We start from the raw sequence: 26,851 nt of genomic DNA on the forward strand, positions 1-26,851 counted from the left end.
GGATCCGTCGGGCCGGCTTTCGCCGGCCGGTCGCGGCAGCACCCCGCGCCCCCTCGCCGGTTCTCCAGCAGTTCAACACTCTGTCCGCCGCCCAGGAGAGTGTCAACGCTGTGAGGGCCGTTCACGGTCCCCGCCAAAGACACCGGGAAGAGCGCCGCGCCTCGTTCTTCTCGGCGCCGCGGATCCGGTGGCTCACCCTGTTCTCCGGATGCGTCGACGTGGTCGGCGAAAAGCCGGTTGTCCCGCTGACGGGACAGTCACGGGCTCTCCCGGGCGCGCCCGGTGTATCTGTCGCGGATCACAACACCGCGGAAGTATCCCCCGTCGCCCCGGTGCGGGCTCGAACGCACTGCGGCGCGTTGGATCACGCGTCTATCATGAGGTCCTTCTACGAGGCGGCATTTGAGCACCAGTACCGCGTGCCGTCCGCCGCGGCCGCCCACGCCGCCCGGATCTCTCTCCCCCGTGCGGAAACACGGCACCACGCGTGTCCGCACGGAGCACCGCCCTCCATGGCCGGCTCCAGTTCCGGCCCGACGTGTCCAACGTGTCCAACGTGTCCAACGTGTCCAACGTGTCCAACGGATGAGGATGATCATGGCCGCAGAACCCGCGCCGGCATTCCTGAGCGTCTCGGACCTGCACGAGTCGGTGGACGACCCCGCGCTGACCTCCATGACGTTGCTCAACGAACTCGCGGGGCGCTACCCGAGTGCCGTCTCCTTCTCGGCCGGCCGCCCGTTCGAGGGCTTCTACGACATCGACGACCTGTCCCGTCATCTCGCGACGTTCAGGCGTCATCTCGAGGACGAGATCGGCCTTCCCGCGGATCAGGTACGGCGCACCTTCTTCCAGTACGGCCGCACCAAGGGCTTCATCCACGGACTCATCGCCCGCCAACTGGAGGTCGACGAGGGGCTGACGGTGGACCCGGAGAGCATCGTGGTGACCACCGGCTGCCAGGAAGCCATGGTGATCCTGCTGCGCGCCCTCGTCCGGGACACCAGCGACGTCATCCTGGCCGCGGAGCCCAACTATGTGGGGTTCATCGGCGCCGCCCGGGTGGCCGGCGCACCCCTGCGTACCGTCCGGGAAGGCACGGGCGGCATCGATCTCGAGGATCTCGAGCGGCAGATAGCCGCGGCACGGCGCGAGGGACTGCGCCCACGCGCCTGCTACGTCGTTCCGGACTTCGCCAACCCCAGTGGCGCGAGCATGTCGTTGGCGGACCGGGTCGCCCTGATCGAGCTGGCGAGACGGGAACAGGTCCTGCTCGTGGAGGACAACCCCTACTCCTTCTTCTCCCGCGAGGATTCCCGGCTGCCCATGCTCAAGACCCTCGACGAGCACCGTCAGGTGATCCACCTCGGGTCCTTCGCCAAGTCCGCCTTCGCCGGTGCCCGCGTGGGGTACATCATCGCGGACCAGCCCGTGTCGTCCGGTGGGACCTCCTCCGGCGAGGTGGTGCTCCTAGCCGACCACCTCGCCAGGCTGAAGAGCATGGTGACACTCAACACCTCGACCGTCGCCCAGGCGGTGATCGGCGGATACATCATCGAGAACGGGTACAGCATGAAGCGCGCCACCGCGCGCGAGGCCGGCGTCTACCGCCGGAACCTGGCCGTCGTGCTCGACCGGCTGACGGCGGTGTTCGCGCCGGTGCCGGGCGTACCGCGGGACGTCTCGTGGAACGCGCCCCAGGGCGGGATGTTCGTCGTCGTCACTCTGCCGTTCGTCGCGGACGAGGACATGCTGGAGTACTCGGCCTCCAAGTTCGGCGTGCTGTGGACTCCGATGCACCACTTCTACGCGGGCACGTCGGGATTCCACCAGGCCCGGCTCTCCTTCAGCGTGCTCACGCCCGAGCAGATCGCCCTGGGCGTGGACCGGCTGGGTGAACTCGTTCAGGATCAGCGCGGACGGTGACGCGTCGACGCCACCCGTGCGGGAGACCCCCGGACATGTCGCGTTCGGCGGCCTTCCCGCACGGGTCGGCGGTCCGGTCCTCACGGACCGGTCGGCAGTGCGTCCAGCGGCCAGGTCACGGGCCGCGCCGGCGGCCCTCGGCGGATTGCGCTTCGATGAGGTCCAGTACCTCGCGGCCGTGATCGACCAGGTACATGTGGTCGCCGGGGAACTCCGCGTAACTGAAGGCTCCCGTGGTCGCCTTCTCCCACTCGTGTGCCTCGCCCGCACTGACCAGTCCGTCGACGGCACCCCGTATCGAGCAGATCGGCACCGCGAGGGGTTCGTCGGTGCTCGGCACGTAGTTCTCGTGCATCTCGCAGTCGGCCTGGAGCACGGGGAGAATCAGCTCACGCATCTCCGGATGGTCGAGTGCCTCATGCCTGAATCCCGCGAACTCCTCGACACGGGCGAGGAACTCCTCGTCCGGAAGCCCGGTCGCCCGCCTCTCCCGCTGGGTCCACGGCCCCGGCGACCCGCTGACGACCAGCCGCTCGACGCGCACGTCACGCGCGCTCAGCAGATGCGTCAGCTCGTACGCGAGCACCGCGCCCAGGCTGTGCCCGAACAGCACGGTCCGCGCCCCTTCCCCGAGCTCCGCGACAAGGTCGTCGACCGAGTTCCTGGCCGCCTCGACGACGTTCCGGTACGGCGTCTCCAGGATGCGCCGCTCCCGGCCGGGCAGTTCCACCGGGACCACGCGCCACCGGCCGGCGGACAGCGTCCGCCACGGGTGGAAGAACGAGGGCCCCGCTCCGGCGAACGGCGCGCACAGCAGCACGGTCCGGTCCGGTTCCGGCGCGGACCTGTCGGTTCCTGTCACCGCGGCCAACCCCCATCAGCCCCTTTCTGGATCGTCGTACCGGTCACTGCGCCAGCTTGCGGGCGATGACGCGCATGATCTGGCCCGCCGGCTTGGGCATGTGCAGGTCGTGGTGCGTGGCGTCCACCTCGTACTCCTCGATGGAGCCGAGGACGTGCGGCCGCCAGTCGGGCCCCCAGGACGAGACCCCCTCGGTCTTGTCGAGCCTGGCGTTGAAGTACAGCAGGTCGCCGCGGTAGACGGGTGATGCGAAGTCGCCCATCTTGTTGAGGTTGTTGGCGCCCACCTTCGACATGGTGTCCAGGAAGCTGTCCATGTCGGCGGTGTTCATGAACTGGCCGAAGACTTCCTCCACGTCCGCCCGGTAGAGCTTCGGGGTCCTGCCGGACACCTGCTTGAACCCGCTCTCCGGGTCGGAGGTCGCGGGCTGTGCGTCCAGGACGGCCACGAGGTCGACCTGGTGCCCCCGCCGGTCCAGCGCGTCCGCGACGGCATGCGCGAGCGGGCCCCCGTAGGACCAGCCGACCAGGTTGTAGGGACCTTCCGGCTGGATCTCCAGGATCCGGGCGAGGTAGTCGTCGACCATCTCCTCCACCGAACCCGCCAGCGGTTCCTCGCCGTCGGAGCCGCGGGACTGCAGGGCGTAGGCCGGCCGGTCCTGCACGTACGGCGCGAAGGTGAAGTACGCCCAGCCGAGGCCGCCGCCTCCATGGATGAACCACACCGGCGGCTTGCCCGTACCGGGGTCGCGGTTCAGCGGCAGCACGACCTCGAACGAGTGGGCGTGGTCGTCGGGAATGCCGCCGATGAGCACCACCGCGGCCAGCTCGGCCACCGTGGGGTACTTGATGATCGTCCTGAGGGGCATGTCGACGCCGAACTGCTTGCGGATGCGGGCGCTGAGCCGGGTGGCCAGGAGCGAGTGCCCGCCGAGCGCGAAGAAGTCGTCGTCGATACCGACCCGCTCCACGCCGAGCAGCTCACTGAAGAAGGAGCACAGCTTCTCCTCGTGGGAGTTGCGCGGTGCTCCGTTGCTCACGGTGGTCGTGTGCTCCGCCGGCAGCGCCCCCCGGTCGATCTTGCCGGCCGGGTTCAGCGGAAGCTCCGACAGCGGCACCACCGCGGCCGGGACCATGTAGTCGGGAAGACGCCGACGCAGGTACTCGGGCAGCTCGGCCACCAGCGGGCCGATCGCCTTGGCCAGAGCGGGGGCGTTCGCCCGGATCCCCCCGGCCACACCGCTGGGGACGAACCCTCCGGTGACGGCCAGACGCTCGGGAAGCAGCACCGCGTCGAACCGGTGCACGGCCTCGCCCGACCAGGTGAGGACCGCGTCCAGACCCTCTTCCCGTGCCCATGCGGCGAGGTCCTCCGGATCGACCGGCCTGCCGGAGGGGGTGTCCGCGCGCACCACACCGGCGGCGGCCGCCGCAGCGGCCTCGGCCGCCAGTCGCGCGTTGGGTATCCCGGTCACCCGCACCGGGCCACCCGCCCTGTCCACGCAGCCGCTCAGGCCGGCCGGGCCGGACATCTCCTTGTCCCACGGCACCGCGGGCACACCGGACAGGTCGAGGGCGCCGGCCGGCTCCTTGTGCAGGACGACCTCGTAGCGGTGCCGGGTCAGCGCGTTGTGCGTCCGCCCCGGTTTCAGCCGGATGTCGACCCCGACGGAGTGATCCGCCGCCCACTCGGTGAACCATTCCGGGGCGACCGCCAGCTCCCGCTCGGCCAGCAGGGCCCGCTCCACCAGCACCCGGATCTCCTCGTGCGAGGCGTAGGGCTGCGCCGCACGCTTCTCCGCAGTCGTCAGAATCCGCAGTGTCGCGGCGTTGCGGACGTCACCGACGATGACGCGGCCGCCCGGCGCGAGGAGTTCCACCAGCTCGCCGAGCACGTGGTCCAGGTACTCCACGCCCGGGAAGCGCTGCGCCACCGAGTTGAGCACCACGACGTCGAACCCGCCCCGGGGCAGACCGGACACGTCGTCGGCGGCCTGGACGCCGAGCCGGACCCGGTCACCGTGGCCTGCCCGCTCCGCCTGTGCCCGGACCCGGTCCACGACCGGGTCCGAGATATCCGTACCCCAGTACTCGTCGACGCCGCCGACGATCTTCGCCAGCAGCAGACCGGAACCCACACCGATCTCCAGCACCCGCCGCGGCGCGAACCGCAGCACCTGTGCCACCGCCGCGTCCCGCCATTCCTCCATCTGCTCACGCGGAATCGGCTCGCCGCCGTACATCGACGTCCACAGCTGGAAGTCCTCGCCCCACTCCTCCCCGGCCGAGTCGGCGCAGGCCGCGTCGTAGGCCCGGCGCCACTCGTCCACCCGCGCGTCGACGTCGGCCACCACGGCGTCCGGGTCGGGCTCCACGTACGCGACGAGGCGCTGGTCGCCCTTGTGGTCCTCGCGTACCACGACCGCCGCCTGCGCCACCCCCGGGTGCCCGGACAGGACGTGCTCGATCTCACCCAGTTCGATGCGGAATCCGCGGACCTTGACCTGGGAGTCGGTCCGGCCGAGGTATTCGACCTGGCCGTCCTTGTTCCACCGCACCAGGTCGCCGGTGCGGTACATCCGGGTTCCCGGCTCGCCGAAGGGACAGGCCACGAACCGCTCCGCGGTCAGCCCGGTCTGCCCCAGGTAGCCCCGCGCCAGACAGACGCCCGCCAGATACAGCTCGCCGGCGACCCCGGGCGCGACCGGGCGCAGCGCCGGGTCCAGCACATACACCTGGTTGTTCCAGATCGGCGTGCCGATCGGCACCCGGTCCGCACCCGGCACGTGCTGCCATCCCGTGACCTCGACGGTCGCCTCGGTGGGGCCGTAGAGGTTGTTCGCCGAGCAGCCCGGCAGCAGTTCGACGAAGCGGTTGGCCAGCGCGGCCGGGAACGCCTCGGCGGCGACCTCGATCCAGCGCAGGCTGGTGCACCCCTGGGAGGAGGGCTCGGTGACGAACGCCGTCAGCAGGGACGGCACGAAGAACGCGCCGGTCACCCGTTCGCGCTGGATCAGCTCCGCCAGATAGGCCGGATCCCGCCGCCCCTCCGCGCTGGCGACGACGACGGACGCACCCATCTGCAGGTTGGAGAACATCTCCGGTACCGACGCGTCGAAACTCGCCGAGGTGCTCACCAGCATCCGGTCCTCGACCGTGACGTCGAAGTGCTCCAGACCCCACTTGACCCGGTTCATGATCGACCGGTGCGTCACCGGCACACCCTTGGGACCACCGGTGGAGCCGGAGGTGAAGATGACGTACGCGGCGTTGTCCGGAGACAGCTCCCGCTCCGGGTTGGTCTCCGGATACCCGGACACGTCCGGAAGCGCCTCCTGCAGCACCAGCAATGGTTTGGCGCCGGCAAGCACGTGCCGCACCCGCTCCTCGGGCAGTTCGGTGTCCAACGGCACGTAGGCCGCACCCGCCTTGACCACCGCGTAGACCGCCACCAGCAGATCCACCGAACGGGGGATGCGCACCGCGACCAGTTGCTCGGGACCCGCTCCCTGCCCGATCAGCCAGTGCGCCAGCCGGTTGGCACGCCGGTTGAGGTCCGAGTAGGTCAGCGTCTCCCGCTCGCCGATCACCGCAACACGGTCCGGGTCCCGTGCCACCTGCGCCTCGAACGCCTCCGGCAAGGTGTCCGCGGCCACCGGACGTGCCGTGTCGTTGATCCGGCGCACCAGCCAGTCGCGCTCGTCCTGCGCCAGCACCTCGATCCTGCTGATCGGCGCCTGCGGGTCGGCGACCAGTTGCTCCAGAACACGGACGAACCGGGCGGCGATGGACTCGGCCGTGTCCCGGTCGAACAGCTGGGTCGCGTACATGAGGTCGCCCCGCAGCGTCCCCGAGCCGTCCAGTGCCAGGCTGAAGAAGAGGTCGGCCAGGGAGGTCCGGGTGAGATACTGCTCGAACTCCACCTTGAGCCCGGGCAGTTCGAAGTCCGCCTTCTCGAAGCTCTGCCATGCGAACATCACCTGGAACAGCGGCTGGTACGACGTGGAGCGGTCGGGGTTGATCAGTTCGACCAGCGTCTCGAACGGCACGTCCTGGTGCTCGTAGGCCGCCAGCGCCTTGTCCCGCACCTGCGGGAGCAGGTCGGCGAACGACGGGTCGCCGGAGAGGTTCACCCGCAGCACCTGGGTGTTGACGAAGAGCCCGACCAGATCGGCCAGCGCCGAGTCGGTCCGCCCGGCGATCGGGTTACCGATGGTCACGTCCTCCCCGCCGCCCAGCTTGCCGAGCAGCACCCCCAGCGCGGCCTGCACGACCATCGACATGGTCATCCCGCGCTCTGCGGCCAGCTTCTGCAGCCCGGCCGCCACCTGAGGGGCCACCTCAAGGCCGATCGAGTCACCCTGCGCGTTCCTTTCCGCGGGCCGCGGGCGGTCCAGCGGAAGGCCCAGCGGCTGCGGTACCCCGGCCAGTTCCCGGCGCCAGTACTCCGCCTGCGCCGCGGCCAGGCTGTCCGGGTCCGACACGTCGCCGAGCAGCTCACGCTGCCACAGCGCGTAGTCCTTGTACTGCACGGGCAGCGGTTCCCACTCCGGTTCCCGGCCGTCCAGGCGCATGGTGTAGGCGGTGGTCAGGTCCCGTGCCAGCGGCCCGCCCGAGACGCCGTCCGAGGCGATGTGGTGGATGAGCAGGACCAGCAGGTGCTCCTCGGGTGAGCAGCGGAACAGGCTTACCCGGAACGGGATTTCGTCCGCCAGGTCGAACCGGTGGGCGATGAACCCGTCGACCGCGTCGTCCAGGGCGTCAGGCGCCACCTCGACCACCGGTACCTCCACCCGCGTCTGAGCCGCCGGCAGGATCCGCTGGTGGAGCTCGTCGCCGTCCGTCACGTACACGGTGCGCAGGGTCTCGTGCCGGCCGACCACGTCACGGATCGCCGCGACGAGGGCGTCCTGGTCCAGTGGCCCGATCAGCCGGAACGCCGGGGAGATGTTGTAGGTCTCCGCCCCTCCCTCCATCTGGTGCGTGAGCCACATACGGCGCTGTGCGAACGAAAGCGGAATCAACGGTCTTACTCCTCTACGATCATCCTGCGGAGAGCGGGGCGAAGGGGAACAGCCGATTCCTCCGACCACGCGGCGAGCGCGGCCACCGTCGGCAGGTCGAAGATCTTGCGGATGGGTATCTCCATCCCGATCTCGGCTCGGGCCCGGGTGATCAGACGGGTGGCGAGCAGCGAGTGCCCGCCGAGTTCGAAGAAGCCGTCGTCGACACCGACCCTCTCCAGGCCGAGCACCTCGGCGAACAGCTTGGCCAGTACCTCCTCGCGGGCGGTGCGGGGCGCCCGGAAGGGGGTGCCGGATGTGGGGCCGGGGGCGGGCAGCGCCTTGAGGTCGAGCTTGCCGTTGGGGGACAGGGGCAGCCGGTCGAGCGGCATGCAGGTGGCAGGGATCATGTACTCGGGCAGCCGCTCGGCCAGGTGGTCGCGCAGTTCGTCCGCGGCCGGGACGCTCTCGCCGTCGGCGGGCACGAGATAGGCGGCCAGGTAGGGCGCGGTGTCGCCGGGTCGCTGGGTGACGACGGCGACCTGGGCGATGTGGGGATGGGACGTCAGGGCGGCCTCGATCTCGGCGGGTTCGACGCGGTAGCCACGGATCTTGACCTGGGTGTCGATGCGGCCCAGGTGCTGCAGCTCACCGTCGGGGGTGAGGCTGGCGAGGTCACCGGTGCGGTACATGCGGGAGCCGGGCGGCCCGAAGGGGTCGGGGACGAAGCGGTCGGCGGTCAGGCCGGGCTGACGGTGGTAGCCCCGGCCGGCCCCGGCCAGGTAGAGCTCGCCCGGTGTGTCCGGGGGCAGCAGGGCCAGCCCGGGGCTGAGGACGTAGGCACGCACGCCGGGGAAGGGGCGGCCGATGGGCACACCGGTGGTGTACGCCTCGTCGGGGTCCAGCAGGTGGCCGGTGGCGTAGAAGGTCTCGCTCGGCCCGTAGCTGTTGATGACCCGCGCCTCGGGCCAGCGCGTGCGCACCCGCTCCGCCAGGACCGGGGTCAGCACCTCCCCGGAGATGTTCAGTGCCGTGGGCCTGATGCGGTCGGCGAGCTGGTCGACGAGCTCGGCGAAGGCCGAAGGCACCGAGCAGACGACGTCGACGTCCCAGGAGTCGCGTTCGGCCAGCTCCAGCACGTCGCGCACGATCTCGGCCGTGCCGCCCGTGGTGAGCGCGGCGAACGTCTCGAAGGTGGCGACGTCGAAGCCGAACGAGGCGGCGACCAGCACCCGCCGCCCGGGCTCCCCTCCGGCCTGCGCGACCAGCGCGTCCACGGCGTTGACGACGGTGGTGTGGGTGACGCCGACGCCCTTGGGCACGCCGGTGGAGCCGGACGTGTAGATGACGTAGGCGAGGTTCTCGGGACCGGCCTTCGGCCGTGCCGCGGCCCGTGCGGTGTCCGCGGTCGTGACCAGCAGATCGACGTCGTCGAGGAGAAGGACCGGGATGTCCGTGCCGGGGACGAGTCCGCGTGTGCCCGCGTCGGCCAGGACCAGGTGGGGCCGGGCGGTGGTGAGGACGTGCGGGAGGCGGACCGCGGCGTAGGCGGGGTCGACCGGCAGATAGGCGCCGCCCGCCTTGAGCACGGCCAGGAGAGCCACCACCGCGTTCGCGGTGCGTGGCAGGACCATGCTCACCACGGTCTCCGGACCCACCCCGCGTTCCGCCAGCGCGACCGCCAGCCGCTCGGCGCGGGCGTCCAGCTCGGCATACGTGAGCGACTCGCCCTCGGCGACCACGGCGACCGCGTCCGGTGTCCGTGCCACCTGTGACTCGACGAGCTCGGTGAGCGTGACGTGGCGGGCCCGAACGGCCGCCTCGTCGAACCGGGCCAGCATCCGTTCACGTAGGCCCGGCTCCAGGGAGTCGATCTGCGCGATCCTCATCCCGGGATCGGCCACCGTCTGCCGCAGGAAGCGGACGAGTCGGGCCGCGTACGTCGCCACCGTGTCCCGGTCGAAGACACCCGGCGCGTACTGGATGACCAGTTGCAGGTGCGGGTCGGCCGCTGCCGTCAGGCACAGGGCGTAGTGGTTGCCCGCGGACGGGCGCAGGCCGGTGAAGGCGATCCCGTCCGCGGCGTCGCCGGCGGCACCGAGGCCCTCCCGGTCGACCGGGTACGACTCGAAGACGACCAGTGTGTCGAAGAGGGACCGCACACCGGCGGACTTCTGGATCTCCGCCAGCCCGTAGTAGTGGTGCTCCGCCAGGTCGGCCTGCCGGCTCTGCAGCCGGCCCAGGACCTCGGCGACGGTGTCGCCGGGCGCGTACGTGACGCGCACGGGAACAGTGTTGATGAACATCCCGACCATCGACTCGACGTCCGTCACCGCGGGCGGGCGCCCGGAGACGGTCGTGCCGAACACCACGTCCTGACGGCCTGTGAGCTGGCCGAGCAGCAGCGCCCAGGCGCCCTGTATCAGGGTGTTGACGGTGATGCCCAGCTCGGAGGCGCGCCGGACGAGTTCATGCGCCTCGTCGAGCGGGAGATCGATCTCGACCTGGTCCCGGCGGCCGTCGTCCGCGGTCGCGGAGTCGGGAGCGAGCAGGGCCGGCTCCTCGATCCCCTCGAGTTCGGCCGCCCACGCCCGTGCCGACTCGTCCTGGTCCTGCCGGGCGAGCCAGGCGAGGAAGTCACCGAAGTCGCGGACGCCGGGCAGGACGGTCGGGTCGCCGCCGGAGGCGTAGAGCATCAGCAGGTTCTGCAGGAGCAGAGGGGTGGACCAGCCGTCGTAGAGCGCGTGGTGGGCCGTCAGCACGAGTTCGGGCCGGTCGGGGTCGAGGGCGGCCAGTGCCAGCCGGATCAGCGGTGGGTTGTCCGCGTCGAAGTAGGTGGTCCGGTCCTGGTCGAGGAACCGTTCGAACGCCTCGGTGCGTTCCGGCTCGTCGACCGCGGTCAGGTCGAGGTACCGCCACGGCAGGGTCACCGACTCCGGTACCACTTGTACGACATCGCCCTCCGCCCGGTTGACGAACGCCGCGCGCAGGGCGGGATGGTGATCGAGCAGCGCCTGCCCGGCCCGGCGCATCCGCTCCGGGTCGACCTGGCCGGACAGGTGGAACACCAGCTGTATGTGGTACGGGTCGAAGGACGCCCCGGCCAGCATCGCCTGGAAGAGGATCCCGGACTGTGCCGGGGTCGCCGGCCACACCCTGGCCAGCTTGCCGAAGCGCGCCTCCCAGGCGTCGATCTCCTCCTGGCCCACAGCGACCAGGGGCGCGTCGCTGGGGGTCAGCCCGCCGGCGTCGGGGGTGGTGGCGTGCCGGGCCAGGGCGGTCAGCGCCTCGACCCACAGCCAGGCCAGTTCGCTCACCTCCTCCCGGGTGAGCACCCCGGTGGGGAAGCCGAAGTAGGCGGTCAGCTCCGCCCCGCCGCCGTCCCCGTCGCCGGCGTCGGTGGCCACCGCGTTGATCTCCAGTGCGGACAGCACCGGCATGTCCGCGTCGGGCGCGGCGGTCAGATCCCGGTACGTGGTGTCCGGAGTCCAGCCGAGGCCCCGCAGTTCCTCGGGGATGTCCGTGCTGGATGCCTTGCCGAGGTAGTTGAACCCGATCTGCGGTCGGCGTGTTCCGGCCAGCTCGGTAGCGGTCCGGGGGTTGAGGTGGCGCAGCAGGCCGTACCCGACCCCGTTGTCCGGCACGGCCCGCAGTTGTTCCTTGACGGCCTTGACCGCCTTCCCGGCGGCCCTGCCGCCGGCGAACGCCTCCGCCACGTCGATGCCGGCCACGTCCAGGCGCACCGGATACATCGAGGTGAACCATCCGACCGTGCTCGACAGGTCCGCGCCGGGCACGAGGTGCTCCTCGCGGCCGTGGCCCTCGAGGCGTACCAGTGCCGAGGATCCGGAGGTTCCCCGTGATCCGCGCCAGCGCGCCAGCGCCAGCGCGAGGCCGGCGAGCAGTCCGTCGTCGACACCGCCGTGGAACAACGCGGGCACCGTGTTCAGCAGGGTCTCCGTGACGCCGGCCGGCACCTGGACCCGAACGGTGTCGACGGTGGCCGCGACATCGCGGACGCGGTCCACCTCACGCGCTCCCAGCAGCGGCTCGTCACCGGCCAGGATCTCCCGCCACACGGGGAGTTCCGCCACCCGCTCGGGGTCGGCCGCCTCGTCCGCCAGGGCACGCATCCATCGCCGCAAGGAGGTGCCCGCACCCGCCGGCTCGGGGGTGTGGCCGCCCCGGACCCGCTGCCAGGCCGAGATCAGGTCCGGGACCAGGATGCGCCACGACACCCCGTCGACGACCAGGTGATGCAGCACGATCAGCAGCCGGTCCGCCTCCGCGTCGGAGGTGAACCACACGAACTGCGCCATCACGCCCGCGTCCGGGTCGAGACGGTCCGCGGCCGCGTCCAACTCGGCCCTCACGTCCACGTCGCCGTGGGCGACCTGCCGCACCAGCGCCTCTGCGTCCACCGTGCCGGCCGGCTGCATCCGCAGGCCCGGCCCCGTCCGGTCGAGCCGGGAACGCAGCACATCGTGCCGGTCCAGCACCGCCTGCAACGTGGCGACGACTCCGCCACGGTCGATGTCCTCGGGCAGGGTCAGCATCGCCGACATGCAGAACCGGCCGATGCCACCACCGAGTGCGAGCACATGCGCGGCCGTCGGCGGGAGCGGAGCCCAGCCGACGCCACCGCCGGGGAGCTCGGCCAGTGTCTTGCCCTCCTCTTCTTCCCGGCCCTCGACCAGTTCCGCGAGCCGGGCGGCCGTGCGGTGCTCGAAGACCTCCCGCGTACTGATCACGACACCGCGCGTCCTGGCCCGCGCCACCACCTGGATGGACCGGATGCTGTCCCCGCCGGCGGCGAAGAAGTCGTCGTCGACGCCCACCTGCCCTGTGCCCAGGACATCGGCGTACACCTCGGCCAGCACCCGCTCCGCCCCGCTGCGCGGCGCCCGGTACCCGGTGCCGGAGAACTCCGGCTCGGGCAGCGCGGCCCGGTCCAGCTTCCCGTTCGCGGTCAACGGCAGCCGGTCGAGGACCACGAGCCGGGCGGGCACCATGTAGTCGGGCAGCCGCTCGGCCGCGAACCGCCGCAAACCCTCCACCGGGACACCGGCGCTCACGTCCCCGTCACCGTCCGCGCCCCCGGAGCCGGCCCGCGCCACATAGCCGACGAGCCGTGTGGTCCCGGTGCGGTCCTCGCGCACCACGACCGCGGCCCGGCCGACCGCGGGGTGCTGGGCGAGGACCGTCTCGACCTCGGTGGGCTCGACACGGATGCCGTTCACCTTGGCCTGGTGGTCGGCTCGTCCCGCGTACCTCAGCCGGCCGTCCGCGTCCCACCGGGCCAGGTCCCCGGTGCGGTACATCCGCGCCCCGGCGGGGCCGGAGGGGCAGGCGACGAATCGTTCCGCGGTGGCAGGGCCGTCCTGGTGATAGCCGCGGGCGACCTGGCCGGCCACGTACAGTTCACCGGTCACACCCTGCGGTACCGGCGTCAGTTCCGGCCCCAGGACGTGGGCGCGCATGTTCGCCAAGGGCGTTCCCACCGGTATCGCGCCGGTCTCGGTCCACTGCGGAGGAACCGTGAAGGTGGAGGCGTAGAAGCTCTCCGTCTGTCCGTAGGCGTTGACGACACGGACCCCGGGCAGGGCGTCGCGTACCCTGTGGACCAGGTCACAGGAGAGCGCCTCGCCGGCGAACACGACGGTTTCCACGTCGATGTGGGGCCCGTCCGCGTCACCGGCGGCCATCTGGTCCAGCAATGCCGAGAACACCGCCGGCACGGCGCTGACGGTGGTGCCCGACCAGCCGCCGCGCTCGGCGAGTTCGAGCACGTCACGCACGATCTCGACGCTGGCGCCGGTGGTCAGCGCGGTGAACATCTCGAACACGGAGACGTCGAAGTTCACCGAGGTCGCGGCGAGCATCCGGGAGCCCGCGGCGACATGGGTCCGCCGACGCAGGTCCTGCACACCGTTGACCACGCCCGCGTGCGTGATGGCGACGCCCTTGGGGGTCCCGGTGGATCCGGAGGTGAACATCACGTAGGCCAGGTCCTGCGGCCCTGCACGGACGTCCCGGGCTACGGCGCCGGGGCCGTCCAAGTCCAGGTCATCGAGGTGAAGTACGCGCTGCCGGCACGTCGCCACGGTCGCCGCCGTCGCACGATCGGTCAGTACCAGGGCCGGACCGGCCGTGTTGAGCAGGAGGTCGACTCGCGCGGCCGGGTAGTCGGGGTCGATCGGCAGGTAGGCGCCACCGGCCTTGAGCACGGCGAGGAGTGCGACCACCAGGTCCGCGGAGCGTGGCAACGCCACGGCGACCAGGGCATCCGGCCCGATGCCGCGGTCCTGCAGGACCGCGGCCAGCCGGCCCGCTCGGGCGTTGAGTCGCCGGTACGACAACGAGGTCTGCCCGGACACCACGGCTGTCGCGTCCGGTGTCCGCGCTGCTCGGGCGGCAACCAGCTCCGGCACCGTCGACGACGGCAGCGGCGCCGTCGTCTCGTTCAGCCGAGTCAGCCGGTCCCGTTCGGCACGGCTGAGCACGTCCACTGAGCCGAGCCGCGTGCCGGGTTCGGCGACCACCTGCCGCAGCACGCGCACATAGCGGTCGGCCAGGCTCTCGGCCGTGGAGTGGTCGAACAGTTCCGCGGCGTACTCGAGGCGCCCGTACGCGCGCCCGGACGGGTCCGGGACGATGTTGAAGAACAGGTCGAACTTCGCGGTGCCGGTCCCCGCCGGGACGGGGGTGACCCGCAGGTCCGGCATCTCGATCTCCGACCACGCGAACTGCCAGGCCAGCATGACCTGGAACAGCGGCTGGTAGGCGGTGGTCCGGTCCGGATCGAGCAGTTCCACCAGATGCTCGAACGGAACGTCCTGGTTGTCGTACGCGGCAAGGGCCCGGTCCCGCACCTGCTCCAGCAGATCGCCGAACGACGGGTTCCCCGACAGGTCGACGCGCAGAACCCAGGTGTTGGCGAAGAAGCCGATCAGGTCCTCGAGTTGCTCGTCGGGGCGCCCCTCGATCGGGCTGCCGATCGAGAGGTCGTTGCCGGCGCCGAGGTGGTGCAGGAGTACCGCGAGCACGGCCTGGGCGACCATCGGCGCCGTGGCGCCACGGTCCGCGGCCAGCTTCCCGATGCCCGCGACCAGTGCCGGTTCCAGCTCGAAGTCGACATGGCCGCCACGGTGGCCTGGCGACGTCGGCCGCGGCCGGTCCAGCGGCAACTGCGTCGGCTGCGGCACCTCGGCCAGTTCCCGTCGCCAGTACTCCAGTTGCTCGGCGGCGACGCTGCCCGGATCCTTCTCGTCGCCCAGCATCCGCCGTTGCCACACCGTGTAGTCCTTGTACTGCACCGCAAGCGGCTCCCACTCCGGGGCGTGGCCCTCCCTCCGAGCGGTGTAGGCCGACAGCAGATCCCGCGTGAACGGCGCCATCGACGCCCCGTCCGCGGCGACGTGGTGGAGCACGAACACCAGCACGTGCTCCTGCGGGGAGACGCGGAAGACGGTGGTCCGCAAGGGCAGGTCCGTGTCCAGCGCGAACCCCGCTCGCACGACCTCGCGCATCGCGTCGTCCAGTGCGTCCGCGGCCACGTCGACGACGCGGAACGGGACGACCGCCTCCTGCGGGGGCAGGATGCTCTGCTCCGGTGTGCCGTCCTCGTTCTCGACGAGCAGGGTGCGCAGGCTCTCGTGCCGGGTCACGACGTCGGTCAGCGCCGCGGCCAGGGCCGTCGTGTCCAGCGGTCCGTCCAGGCGCAGCACGAACGGGATGTTGTACGTCGCGGACGGCCCTTCCAGACGGTGAAGGAACCACAGCCGGCGCTGGGCGAAGGACAACGGGATCATCGTGCTACTCCTCAACGTTCATCTGTCGCAGCTTGAGGCGGTTCGACCTGCCGGACTTCCCGATCCGGGCCGCCAACTCGGTGACGGTCCGATGGCGGAACACCGTCGTGACCTTCACGTCGACACCGAGCTCGTTACGCAGGCGACCGACCAGCCGGGTCGCCAGCAGCGAATGCCCGCCGTTGTCGAAGAAGTCCGCGTCGACGCCGACCTCCTCCATCCCCAGCAGCTCGGCGAAGAGCCGGCAGAGGACTTCCTCGTTGTGATCGCGCGGCCCCCGCCCGGTCGCGGCCTCGGTGCGGTCCGGCGCGGGGAGCGCGCCACGGTCGAGCTTCCCGCTGGGTGTCCGGGGGAAGTGGGCGAGCGGCACGATCGCCGAGGGGACCATGTACTCCGGCAGATGCTCGCGAGTCAGCTCCGTCAGGGCCGTGATGTCCAGCTCGGCCGGATCCTTCGTACCGTTGCCCGGCACCACGTACGCGACCAGCCGGTGGTCATCGGCGCGGTCCTCCCGCGCCACGGCCACCGCGTCGTCGACATCGGGGTGCGAGGTCAGTACGTGCTCGATCTCGCCGAGTTCGATGCGGAACCCGCGGATCTTGACCTGGAAGTCGGAGCGGCCGATGTACTCGACCTGACCGTCCCGGTTCCATCGCACGACGTCGCCGGTGCGGTACATCCTGGAACCCGGCTCGCCGAAGGGGCAGGCGACGAAGCGGTTCGCGGTCAGCCCGGTCTGCCCGAGATAGCCCCTGGCCAGCTGGACGCCGGCGAGGTACAGCTCACCGGTGCCCCCGGGCGGGACCGGGGCCAGCGCCGGGTCCAGCACGTAGACCCGGGTGTTCCAGATCGGCGTGCCGATCGGCAACCGGTCCGCACCGGGAACGTGCCGGCAGGCCGTGACCTCGACCGACGCCTCGGTGGGCCCGTAGAGGTTGTTCGCGGTGCAGCCGGGCAGCAGTTCGACGAACCTGTCGGCCAGCGCGGCCGGGAACGCCTCGCCCGCGACCTCGATCCAGCGCAGGCTGGTGCAACCGCGCGCCGAGGGCTCGGCGACGAACGCCTCCAGCAGGGACGGTACGAAGTCCGCACCGGTCACCCTCTCTCGCCGTACCAGTTCGGCCAGGTAGGCCGGGTCCCGGCGGCCGTCCCGGCGCGCGATGACCACAGCGGCCCCGACCTGGAGCGGCGCGAACAGCTCCGGCACCGACACGTCGAAGCTCGCCGTCGTGCTCAGCAGCACCCGGTCCTCGACACCGACGTCGAAGTGCGCCAGACCCCATCTGAGCCGGTTCATGATCGCCCGGTGTGCGACCGGCACACCCTTCGGACCACCGGTGGAACCCGAGGTGAAGATGGCGTACGCGGCATTGTCCGGCGACAGCTTCCGCTCCGGGTTCGTCTCGGGGTACGCGGAGACGTCGGGAAGCTCTTCGTCGAGCACCAGCAGCGGTCCGGCCCCCTGAAGCACATGTCGTGCCCGGTCCTCCGGCAACCCGGGGTCCACCGGCACATAGGCCGCACCTGCCTTGACCACCGCGTAGATCGCCACCATCAGATCCACGGACCGGGGGATCCTCACAGCGACCAACCGTTCGGGGCCCGCGCCCCGCTCGACCAGCCAGTGCGCCAGCCGGTTCGCCCGCCGGTTGAACTCCCCGTAGGTCAGCTTCTCCCGCTCGCCGATCAGCGCCACACGGTCCGGGGTCCGTGCCACCTGCGCCTCGAAGGCACCCGGCAGGGTGTCCACGGCCACCGGATGCACCGTGTCGTTGATCCGGTCCACCAGCCACTCCCGCTCCTCCTCTGCCAGCACCTCGACGGCACCGACGGGCACGTGCGGGTCCTGGAGCAACTGGTCCAGGACCCGCACGAGCCGGGCGGCGATCGCCTCGGCCGCGACGCGGTCGAGGAGGTTGGTCCGATGGTCGAGGGAGAGCCGCAGGTAGGGGTCGGAGGCGTTGAGGGTGAGCGGGTAGTGCGAGCCCGCGAAGGGACGGATGGCGTCGATCGTGAAACCCGCCGAGGCGTTCGCGTCGACGATGCCCTCGCGGTCGACCGGGTAGTTCTCGAACACGACGATCGTGTCGAACAGGACGGGCAGCCCGGCGTCCCGCTGGATGTCGGCCAGACCGTAGTAGTGGTGGTCGAGCAGGGTGATCTGCCGGTTCTGCAGATCGGTGATGACGTCGCTCACGCGGTGGTCCGGCCGGCACAGCGCCCTGGTCGGCGAGGTGCTGATGAACAGGCCGACCATTTCGTCCGAGCCGGTCAGGTCCGCCGGCCGGCCGTTGACGGCGGCGCCGAAGACCACGTCGTGCTGCCCGGTCAGCTTCGAGAGCAGGATCGCCCACGCGCCTTGCAGCAGCGTGTTCAGCGTGACCCCGAGTTCGGCGGCCCGCCCGGCGAGTTCCCGCCCCTTGTCGACCGACAGCGGTACCTCGACCCGTCCGAGGGAGGAAGCCTCTCCGGTGAGCGGCATGTCCGCGGTCACGCGGGTCGGCTCGTCGAATCCGTCGAGCTCGGCCTTCCACCGGGCAGCCGACGCGTCCCGGTCCTGGCGGGACAGCCAGGACAGGTAGTCGCCGTAGCTGCGGACCGGAGCGAGCTCGGCGGACCCGGCGTACAGCCGGATCAGGTCCGTGATCACCAAAGGCGACGACCAGCCGTCGAACAGGGTGTGGTGCGCCGCGAGAACGAGCTTCGCCCGCTGCGGCCCGCAGGTGAGCAGGGTCAGGCGGAGCAACGGCGGCCGGACGGGGTCGAACCGGTCGGCCCGGTCGGCGGCGAGGGCCCTGTCGAGCGCCGCGTCCTGCTCGGCCTCGCTCCGACCGGTCAGATCGATGTGCCGCCAGGGCAGGGCGACGTACTCCGCCACGACCTGCGCCGGTTCGCCGTCGGCCGTGGTGACGAAAGCGGAGCGCAGGTTCGGATACCGCTCGAGCAGCGCCTGGCCGGCCGCCCGCATGCGCGCCGGGTCCACGTGCCCGGACAGGTGCAGGACGAACTGCATGTGGTACACGTCGAAGCTGCCGTCGGCGAGCGCCGCCTGGAACTGGATGCCCAGCTGCCCCGGGGCCTGCGGCCACACCTCGACCAGCCGGCCGTAGCGCTCCTCCCAGGTCTCGATGTCGTCCTGCCGCACCGGGACCAGCGGTGCGTCCGAGGGCGTGAGCCCGCCGATCCGCGGGCGAACGGCGTACGCGGCCATGCCGTGCAGCACCTCGACCCACAGCTCGGCCAGTTCGGTGGTCCGCTCGCGGGACAGCACCCCGGTGGGGAACCTGAAGGTGGCCTGCAGTTGCGTGCCGTCGGCGGTGTCGGTGGCGACCGAGCTGACCTCCAGGGCGGACAGCGCGGGCAGGTCCGGGTCGGGCTCCGCGATCAGCTCGGCGGACCAGGACGCCGGTCCCCACCCCTGTGCGCGCAGGGCCTCGGGCACGTCGGCGGCGGAGATCCGGCCGAGGTAGTTGAACCCGATCTGCGGCTCCGGGTGGTCGGCGAGTTGCCCGGCGGTCTCCGGGTTCAGGTAGCGCAGCAGCCCGTACCCCAGGCCCTTGTCCGGGACCTGACGCAGTTGTTCCTTGACCCGCTTGATCGCCGTCCCGGCGGCGGGACCGCCTGCCAGCACATCGGCCGGGTCCACGCCCCGCACGTCGACCCGTACCGGGTACATGCTGGTGAACCATCCGACGGTCCGGGAGAGGTCGGCCCCGGGGACGACGTCCTCCTCGCGGCCGTGTCCCTCCATCCTGACCAGGGTGGAGCGGTCCGCACCGCGCCACCGGTTCACCGCCAGCGCGAGCGCGGCGAGAAGCACGTCGGTCCCGGTGGCCCGGAACGCCGCGGGGAGTTCGGTCAGCACCGCCGCAGTGACCTCGGCGGGCAGTTGTACCCGCACGGTGTCGAGTGTGGACCACACATCCACCGCCGGGTCGAGGGCCCGCGTACCCAGCAGGGGGTCGGGCGACTCGAGCAGGTCCCGCCAGTACGCCAGTTCCGCTTCCCGCTCCTCGCTGAGCGCCTCGTTCCGAAGCGCCGACGCCCAGCGGCGGGCCGACGTGCCCACCGCGGGCAGCTCGGGCTCCTCGCCCGAACGGACCTGCTGCCACGCCTCGGCGAGGTCCGACATCAGGATGCGCCAGGAGACACCGTCCACCACCAGGTGGTGCAGCACCACGAGCAGCCGGCCCTCGCCCGACGGCGCGGCGAACCAGACGAAGTCCGCCAGGGTCCCGGCTTCCGGGTCGAGCCGGCCGACCGCGTCATCCAGTTCCGCCCTGGCCGCCCGAAGCGAGGACGGCTCGTCCCACCGGCCGTCGCAGTCGACCCGGCGGATGAGGCCCGCCGCCCGCACGGTGCCCGCCTCGCGCGCCTCCAGTGCCGCGGCAGGCACCGTTCGCCCGTCAGGGAGCGGCGTCCGGTGCGTGCTCCCGGCGTGCCGGCCGGAAGTCCTCGTACTGGGCGTACTCGGGCTTTCGGCCGGTGCGGCGGGAGTGCGTGCCGGGCGCCGCGACGGGGCGGACGTCGCCTGTTGCGGCACTGGGCAGGGTTCGTCGCCGCGCACCAGCCGCGCGCGCAGGAGGTCGTGCCGGTCGAGTACGGCGTCCAGCGTCGCGGCAAGGCCGTCCGCGCTGATTCCGGCGGGCAGTTCGAGGACCATCGACATGGCGAACCGGTCCGTCCCACCACCGCGCCCGAACACCTGTCGCGCCACCGGTTGCAGCGGCATCGGCCCGACGCCGCCGCGCTCGTCCTCCGCGAGCAAGGGCAACCGGTCCCGGCGCTCGGTGGCCACCTCGGCCAGCCGGGCCGCCGTGCGGCACTCGAAGATCTCCCGCGTGGTGAGTTCCACACCCCGGGCCCTGGCCCGGGCCACCGCCTGGATCGACCGCAGGCTGTCCCCGCCCATCGCGAAGAAGTCGTCGTCGACGCCGACCCGGTCCACACCGAGCACGTCCGCGTACGCGGCTGCGATGATCTTCTCGGCCTCGGTGCGGGGCTCCCGGTAGACCTCGCCGAGGAACTCCGGTTCGGGCAGGGCCGGGCGATCCAGCTTGCCGGTCGGCCCGAACGGCAGCCGGCCGAGGGTCACGAAGGCCGACGGCACCATGTAGTCCGGCAGCCGTGCCGCGACGAACCTGCGCAGCTCGGCGGAGGAGGCGCCGGCCAGCACATCCACGTCGCCGATACCGCCGAGGCCGTCGTCGCCGACGGCCCCCTCGCCGGTATGCACCACGTAGGCGACGAGTTGCCTTCCGCCCGGGGGCGTCTCCCGGCTGATCACCACGGCCTCGCTGATCCCGGGGTGCTGTGTGATCGCAGCCTCGACCTCGGCCGTCTCGATGCGGAAGCCGCGCACCTTCACCTGGCCGTCTCCGCGGCCGACGCACTCCAGCTGCCCCTGCGCGTTCCAGCGGGCCAGGTCGCCCGTGCGGTACATCCGCTCGCCGGCGGGGCCGAACGGGCTGGCGACATAGCGCTCGGCGGTCAGTCCGGGGCGGCCGTGGTACCCGCGGCCCAGGCAGGTCCCGGCCACGTACAGCTCGCCGATCACGCCCTGCGGCACCAGGGCGAGTCCCGGACCGAGGACGTAGGCACGCATGTTCCCCAGCGGGGTGCCGATGGGGGCGACGTCGCCCCCGGGCCACTCCTCGGACGCCGCCAGGGAGAACGTGGTGGCGTAGAAACTCTCGCTCTGCCCGTAGCAGTTCACGATCTGAACGCCGGGAAGGGCCTCGCGCACCTTCCGCACCAGCCGGCCCGGGAGCACGTCGCCCGCCAGCACGACCGTGCGCACGTCGGGCACCTTCTCCAGGTGGCCCACCAGTTCCCCGAGCACCGAGGGGACCCCGCTGACCACGTGTCCGTCCCAGCCGTTCCGCTCGCCGAGCGCCAGCGCGTTCTCCACCACCTCGGCCGTGCCGCCGGTGGTCAGGGTGGTCAGCAGCTCGAAGACCGAGACGTCGAAGTTGACCGAGGTGCCGGCCAGCATCCGCCACCGGGGCGGCGCGTCGAGGACGCGCACCAGTTCCCGCACGCCGTCCACCACGCCCCGGTGGGTGATGGTCGCGCCCTTCGGCTTGCCCGTGGAACCGGAGGTGTACATCACGTACGCCGGGTTGTCCGGGCCGAGCGGCGAGACCCGGCCGGCGTTGTCCGGCGCCCCCGCGGGTACGTCCCACTCCGCGCGACGGTCGAGGTCGACCCAGGCGATGCCGCCGTGCGGCAGGTCCTGCCACGTCGCGGTGTCGGTGACCGCGAACCCCGGGGCGGCTTCGGACAGCACGGTCTCCGCTCGCCCACTGAGGTACTGCGGGTCCAACGGCACGTATCCGGCACCGGACTTGAGAATCCCGAGCAGACCCACCACCAGAGCCTCCGTGCGCGGCAGCGCGAGGACCACCAGGTCCTCCGGGCCGGCCCCGCGCCGGACGAGTTCCCACGCGAGGCTGTTCGCCCGGTCGTCGAGCTCCCGGTAGGTCAGCGTCCGGCCGTCGCACACGATCGCCGGGGCGTCGGGCGTCTCGGCCACCTGCCTCTCGAACAGTTCGGGGACCGTCAGCCCGGACCCCGCCGCGGCACTGCCGTCGAACCGGGTGAGCAGCAGGTGCCGCTCGGCCGCGTCGAGCACGTCGACGGTGCCGACGGCGCGCTCCGGGTCGGCCACGAGCCGGCCCAGCACGCGGACGAACCGCTGTGCGACGCCCTCGGCCGTGTCCCGGTCGAACAGGCTGGCGGCGTACTCCAGACGGCATCGCGCCCCGCCCGAGCCGTCCGGGAGCAGGTCGAAGAACAGGTCGAACTTGGCCGTCCGGGTCTCGAGTCTCTCGGCCCGGACACCGAGGCCGGGGAGTGCGAGATCCGGCACGGGCGGCTGCCAGGAGAGCATGACCTGGAAGAACGGGTTGTAGGCGGTGGAACGGTCCGGATTGAGCAGTTCCACCAGCCGCTCGAACGGCATGTCCTGGTTGTCGTACGCGGCCAGGGACCTGTCCCGCACCCGCTGGAGCACCCGGCGGAAGGCCGGGTTCCCGGACAGGTCGACGCGCAGCACCCAGGTGTTGACGAAGAACCCTACGAGGTCCCGCAGTTCCTCGTCGGTGCGGTCCGTGATCGGCACACCGATGGGCACGTCGTCGCCGCACCCCAGGTGGTGCAGGAGCACCGCCAGCGCCGAGTGCATGACCATCGACACCGTGACGTCCAGCTCCGTGGCCAGCTTCTCCACGGCCCCGAGGAGGCCGGGATCGATCGAGAACCGGACCCGGTCGCCGTCGGTGCTCATCGCCCTCGGGCGCGGGCGGTCCGTCGGCAGGGCCAGCGGCTGCGGCAGGTCGGCCAGAGCCTCGCGCCAGTAGGCCAGTTGCCGGGACGACAGGCTGAGCGGATCGGACTCGTCGCCGAGCACGTCCAGCTGCCACAGTGTGTAGTCCGCGTACTGCACCGGGAGCGGGTCCCACGCCGGGCTCGTCCCCTCGGCGCGGGCCGCGTAGGCGGTGGCGAGATCGCGGAACAGCGGCCCGAAGGACTCCCCGTCCACCGCGATGTGGTGCGCTACGACCACCAGGGTGTGGTCCCGTGCTGCGCACCTCACCAGCCTGACGCGGATCGGCACGTCGCGGGCCAGGTCGAAGGTCCCGGTGGCCACCTCGTCGACCGCCGCCGCCCGCTCCTCCTCCGCGACCTCCACGACCGGCAGCTCGAACGGCCGCTCCCCGGACGCCAGCACTCTCTGGTGCGGGACGCCGTCATCGTCCTCGACGATCACCGTGCGGAGGACCTCGTGCCTGTCGATGACGTCGCCGACCGCCGCCTGCAGCGCACCCGCGTTCAGCTCACCGGTCAGCCGCAGGGCGAAAGCGCCGTTGTAGGTCGGCGAAGGGCCTTCGAACCGGTCCACGAACCACAGCCGGCGCTGCGCGAACGACAACGGGATCATTGTTTCTCCAAATCGGCGGAACCACGAGGAGCGGGTCGTCACTCAGCTCAGGTCGAGCAGGGTCAGGAGTTCGTCGTTGTAGAAGTCGTCGATGGAGCAGGCCCCCGACAGGGTCGAGAAGTACCGGTCGACGTGCTCCTGGTGACCGGCCAGCTTCCGCAGCATGTCGATGCGCCCCTGGGGCTTGAGCTCGGCCACGTTGAGCGCGCCCTGGTAGTGGCCGAGGGCTTCGCCGCTCAGGTCGTTCTCGTAGCGCCTCAGCGCCGTCCCGAGCCCGGCGTCGTCGTGCAGTCGCTCCCCGATGTGGCCGGTGAGCGACTGGGCCTGGACGAATGCTTCGGTGATGCCGCGGGCGGTGATGGAGTCCTTGTGGTTCACGGCGTCGCCGACCAGCACCCATCCGGGCCCGTAGGCCTTGCGGAAGTAGTTCTCCTGGTGTCCCGTGCCGTACAGCTGCTCCACTCGTTCGCCCGCCGACATCCGCTCGTACAGTCCGGGTGCGGTCGTGCGGAAGCTGTCGAGGTAGAAGGGTTCCGCTCCTTTGCGGACCTCGTGGTACTCGTCCTGCGGGAAGTAGGTCATGAGCAGCGTGAGGTCGTCGTTGGTGGGAATGACGCCGATCCAGCGCCCCGGCCGCTCGTACAGCTCGAAGTGCGACGGAACACCGGCCCAGTAGCTGTAGTAGGTGCAGGACACCCGCGGGTGTTCGATGACGTTCGGCGCACCGGCCCTGCGGGCCACCAGCGAGCGCATGCCGTCCGCGCCGACGACAAGGCGCGCCCGGTCCGTCGCCTCGGCGCCGCCGGGCGTCGTGTACCGCACGCCGACGACCCGGTCGTCCTCCCAGACCAGGTCCTTGACCGTGCAGCCCTCCCGGAACTCCGCACCGGCCGCCACGGCACCGTCGGCGAGGATCGGGTCGAGCACGAAGCGCCTCGGCGCGTACGTGTACCGCAGGCCGTCGACCGGCAGGGAGAAGCCTTCTATGCGGACACCGGGCCCCTCGTAGCTCTGGCGGGTGATCGGCCGGCAGCCGGCGTCGCGGAGCCTGCCGAGCAGCCCCCACCGATGGAGCAGCCCCATGCCCTGCATGTGGATGTAGTGCGAAGACAGCGTGTCCCGGGGGAACCGCGCTTTTTCCAGAAGCAGGACACGATACCCCTGCCGTGCGAAAAGCATGGCCGTCGGCGAACCCGCGCAACGGGCACCGATGACAATCACGTCGTACATGGCGCGCCTCTCTTACAGGTAGTCTCTGGACGCAACGCGGACGCAGCCGGAAGATCCCTTGTGGTCGAGTGCGCCACCGGCACGGCGAACAGAACGACCGGCGCCGAGCACGCATGTGGTGCCGGCCATCCGGACCGTCCCGGAAAGGAAGGCCGGACGAATACGGACCGGGGCGGCGACCCGGCCCGACGCTACGAGGCCACCGCACCCGAGGATTCGATGTACGCGGAGATCAACGCCACCGTCGGGTTGAGGAACATCTGGTCCATCGGGACCTCGACACCCAGTTCCTCCATGTAGGCGCCCTGAATCCTGACCATGATCAGAGACTGGCCGCCCAGGACGAAGAAGTCGTCGTCGGCCGATATGTCATCGCGCTGCAACTCCCGGCACCAAATGGCGTGCACGCTGTCGGCGATCACGACAGTCCTCTCTGGTTCTTCAGCAAGGTCTCCGTGGACTATGCCGCCGTGTTGCTGTCGGTGTACTGGTTCTCGATTGCATCCACCAGCGCCGCGCGGTCGATCTTCCCGTGCGGGCTCAATGGAATGCGCGGGACGTTCACGAACCTGGCCGGAACCATGTTCCGCGGCAGCGTCCTCAGCAGGCCGCCGCGCACGTCGTTCTCGGCGAGGTCGTCCGACGCCGGGACGATGAACGCCGTCAGCTCGGCTTCTCCGGCCTCGGTGTACCTGACCGCCACGGCGGCCTCCCGGACCCCCGCCAGCCTGCCGAGCGCGCGCTCGACGTCGGTGGGGTCGATGCGCATGCCCCGCACTTTCACCTGCGCGTCCATCCGGCCGGCGACGACGAGTTCGCCTGCCTCGGTCACATAGCCGCGGTCGCCCGTGCGGTACAGCCTGAGCGGCTCCCCGCCGACGTCGATCGTCGTGAACCTCTCGTTCTCCGGGCCGGAGGAGCCGAGGTAGCCCGCGCCGACGCCGGCTCCGGCGATGCAGATCTCGCCGTACTCCCCCGCCCCGACACCGCGCAGTTGTTCGTCGAGGAGGTGGATGTCGGTGTTGTAGGCCGGCCTGCCGACCGGTGCGATCCCCTCCGGGCCGGGCCAGTGGTCGGCGAGGTCGTACGACGTGGCGACGTCCGTGCACTCGGCGACGCCGTACTGGTGCAGGAGGGTGCACCTGTTGTCCTCGCGCCGCGCCCAGTCCGTGAGCCGTTCGGGCCTCAGCGCCTCCCCGCCGAACAGCACGTAGTCGAGCCGGGCGAGCGCGTCGCCGCCCCGCGCGGTCTCCCAGTCCACCAGCAGGTACAGCGTGCTGGAGGCGCAGTGCACCACGCGTATCTCGTGCTCGGTCAGCATGCGGTGGGCCATCAGGGCGTCGAAGTTCCGGCTCGCCATGAGGTACTGGGTGGCGCCGCAGAACAACGGCGTCATCAGGGCGCGCTGGGAGAGGTCGAACCCGAACGCGCTGACCACCAGGTGGTGCGACCCACGGTGCAGGCGGTACTCGACCGTCAGCCAGTTCAACAGGTTGAACCAGCCCTCGTGCCGCGCCGCGGTCAGCTTCGGCGTCCCGGTCGACCCGGAGGTGAAGACCGCGTAGCAGATGTCGTCCCCGGTGACGGGGACGTCGGGCCGGGTCACCGGGTGGCCGGCCAGCCGGCCGGACAGCTGCCGGAGGTCGACGACCTCGGCCGGCGCCGGCTCGACCAGCGCGACCGTCGCGGGGGACGCCACGATCAGCGCCAGGCCGGGGATCCGGCCCAGCAGCAGCCGGAGTCTCGCCGACGGGTAGGCCGGGTCGAGTGGCACGTAGGCCGCACCCGCCTTCAACGTGCCGAGGATGGCGACGAGCATGTCGATCGAGTAGTCGAGGCAGACACCGACCTTCGCACCGCGCGCTCCACGAGCGAGGAGGAAGTGCGCGAACCGGTTCGCCTCCGCGTTCAGCTCCGCGTACGTCATCCGCCGGCCGGCATGGAAGACGGCGACGGCGTCCGGGGTGGCGTCCGCGTACGCCTCGAACCGCCGGTGGACGACGGGCGCCGGGGGCAGGTCGACCCGCTTGCCCTGAAGGATCATCAGCTGGCTCCGATGTGAGAGGGCGCCCGGTCGG

General features: G+C 71.2%; 8 protein-coding genes. 1 reads left to right on the plus strand and 7 read right to left on the minus strand.

Annotated elements, in window-relative coordinates:
• Positions 1 to 597: 597 nt before the first annotated feature.
• Positions 598 to 1,926 carry a PLP-dependent aminotransferase family protein gene (locus I3F54_RS15835; RefSeq protein ID WP_240119407.1) on the plus strand — a complete coding sequence of 443 codons (1,329 nt, stop codon included), beginning with the start codon at positions 598 to 600 and terminating at the stop codon, positions 1,924 to 1,926.
• A gap of 115 nt (positions 1,927 to 2,041) precedes the next feature.
• Here I3F54_RS15835 and I3F54_RS15840 read toward each other — a convergent pair whose 3' ends face one another.
• From I3F54_RS15840 to I3F54_RS15875, 7 genes are all read right to left on the minus strand, one after another.
• Positions 2,042 to 2,788, minus strand: a complete 747-nt coding sequence (locus I3F54_RS15840; RefSeq protein WP_240119408.1) for a thioesterase II family protein — start codon at positions 2,786 to 2,788, stop codon at positions 2,042 to 2,044.
• A gap of 43 nt (positions 2,789 to 2,831) precedes the next feature.
• On the minus strand, positions 2,832 to 7,811 hold the full coding sequence (locus I3F54_RS15845) for a non-ribosomal peptide synthetase (protein ID WP_240119409.1): 4,980 nt from the start codon (positions 7,809 to 7,811) through the stop codon (positions 2,832 to 2,834).
• Positions 7,812 to 7,816: 5 nt separating this feature from the next.
• Positions 7,817 to 15,601 carry a non-ribosomal peptide synthetase gene (locus I3F54_RS32110; RefSeq protein ID WP_275676243.1) on the minus strand — a complete coding sequence of 2,595 codons (7,785 nt, stop codon included), beginning with the start codon at positions 15,599 to 15,601 and terminating at the stop codon, positions 7,817 to 7,819.
• A 4-nt stretch (positions 15,602 to 15,605) separates the two neighbouring features.
• The gene (locus I3F54_RS15860) at positions 15,606 to 23,543 is read right to left on the minus strand and encodes a non-ribosomal peptide synthetase (protein WP_240119410.1); all 7,938 of its coding nucleotides are present in this window, start codon (positions 23,541 to 23,543) and stop codon (positions 15,606 to 15,608) included.
• 42 nt (positions 23,544 to 23,585) lie between these two features.
• The gene (locus I3F54_RS15865; RefSeq protein ID WP_240119411.1) at positions 23,586 to 24,773 is read right to left on the minus strand and encodes an NAD(P)/FAD-dependent oxidoreductase; all 1,188 of its coding nucleotides are present in this window, start codon (positions 24,771 to 24,773) and stop codon (positions 23,586 to 23,588) included.
• Between the two features lie 191 nt (positions 24,774 to 24,964).
• On the minus strand, positions 24,965 to 25,180 hold the full coding sequence (locus tag I3F54_RS15870; RefSeq protein WP_240119412.1) for a phosphopantetheine-binding protein: 216 nt from the start codon (positions 25,178 to 25,180) through the stop codon (positions 24,965 to 24,967).
• A 53-nt stretch (positions 25,181 to 25,233) separates the two neighbouring features.
• Positions 25,234 to 26,817: an amino acid adenylation domain-containing protein gene (locus I3F54_RS15875; RefSeq protein ID WP_240119413.1), complete on the minus strand. Its 1,584-nt coding sequence runs from the start codon at positions 26,815 to 26,817 to the stop codon at positions 25,234 to 25,236.
• Positions 26,818 to 26,851 lie beyond the last annotated feature (34 nt).

Source organism: Streptomyces sp. MUM 2J, assembly GCF_022414535.1.
Lineage (GTDB): Bacteria > Actinomycetota > Actinomycetes > Streptomycetales > Streptomycetaceae > Streptomyces.

Coding starts and splice junctions, on each gene's coding strand:
- I3F54_RS15835 (WP_240119407.1), top strand. CDS start 598: ATGGCCGCAGAACCCGCGCCGGCATTCCTGAGCGTCTCGGACCTGCAC.
- I3F54_RS15875 (WP_240119413.1), bottom strand. CDS start 26,817: ATGATCCTTCAGGGCAAGCGGGTCGACCTGCCCCCGGCGCCCGTCGTC.
- I3F54_RS15865 (WP_240119411.1), bottom strand. CDS start 24,773: ATGTACGACGTGATTGTCATCGGTGCCCGTTGCGCGGGTTCGCCGACG.
- I3F54_RS32110 (WP_275676243.1), bottom strand. CDS start 15,601: ATGATCCCGTTGTCCTTCGCCCAGCGCCGGCTGTGGTTCCTTCACCGT.
- I3F54_RS15860 (WP_240119410.1), bottom strand. CDS start 23,543: ATGATCCCGTTGTCGTTCGCGCAGCGCCGGCTGTGGTTCGTGGACCGG.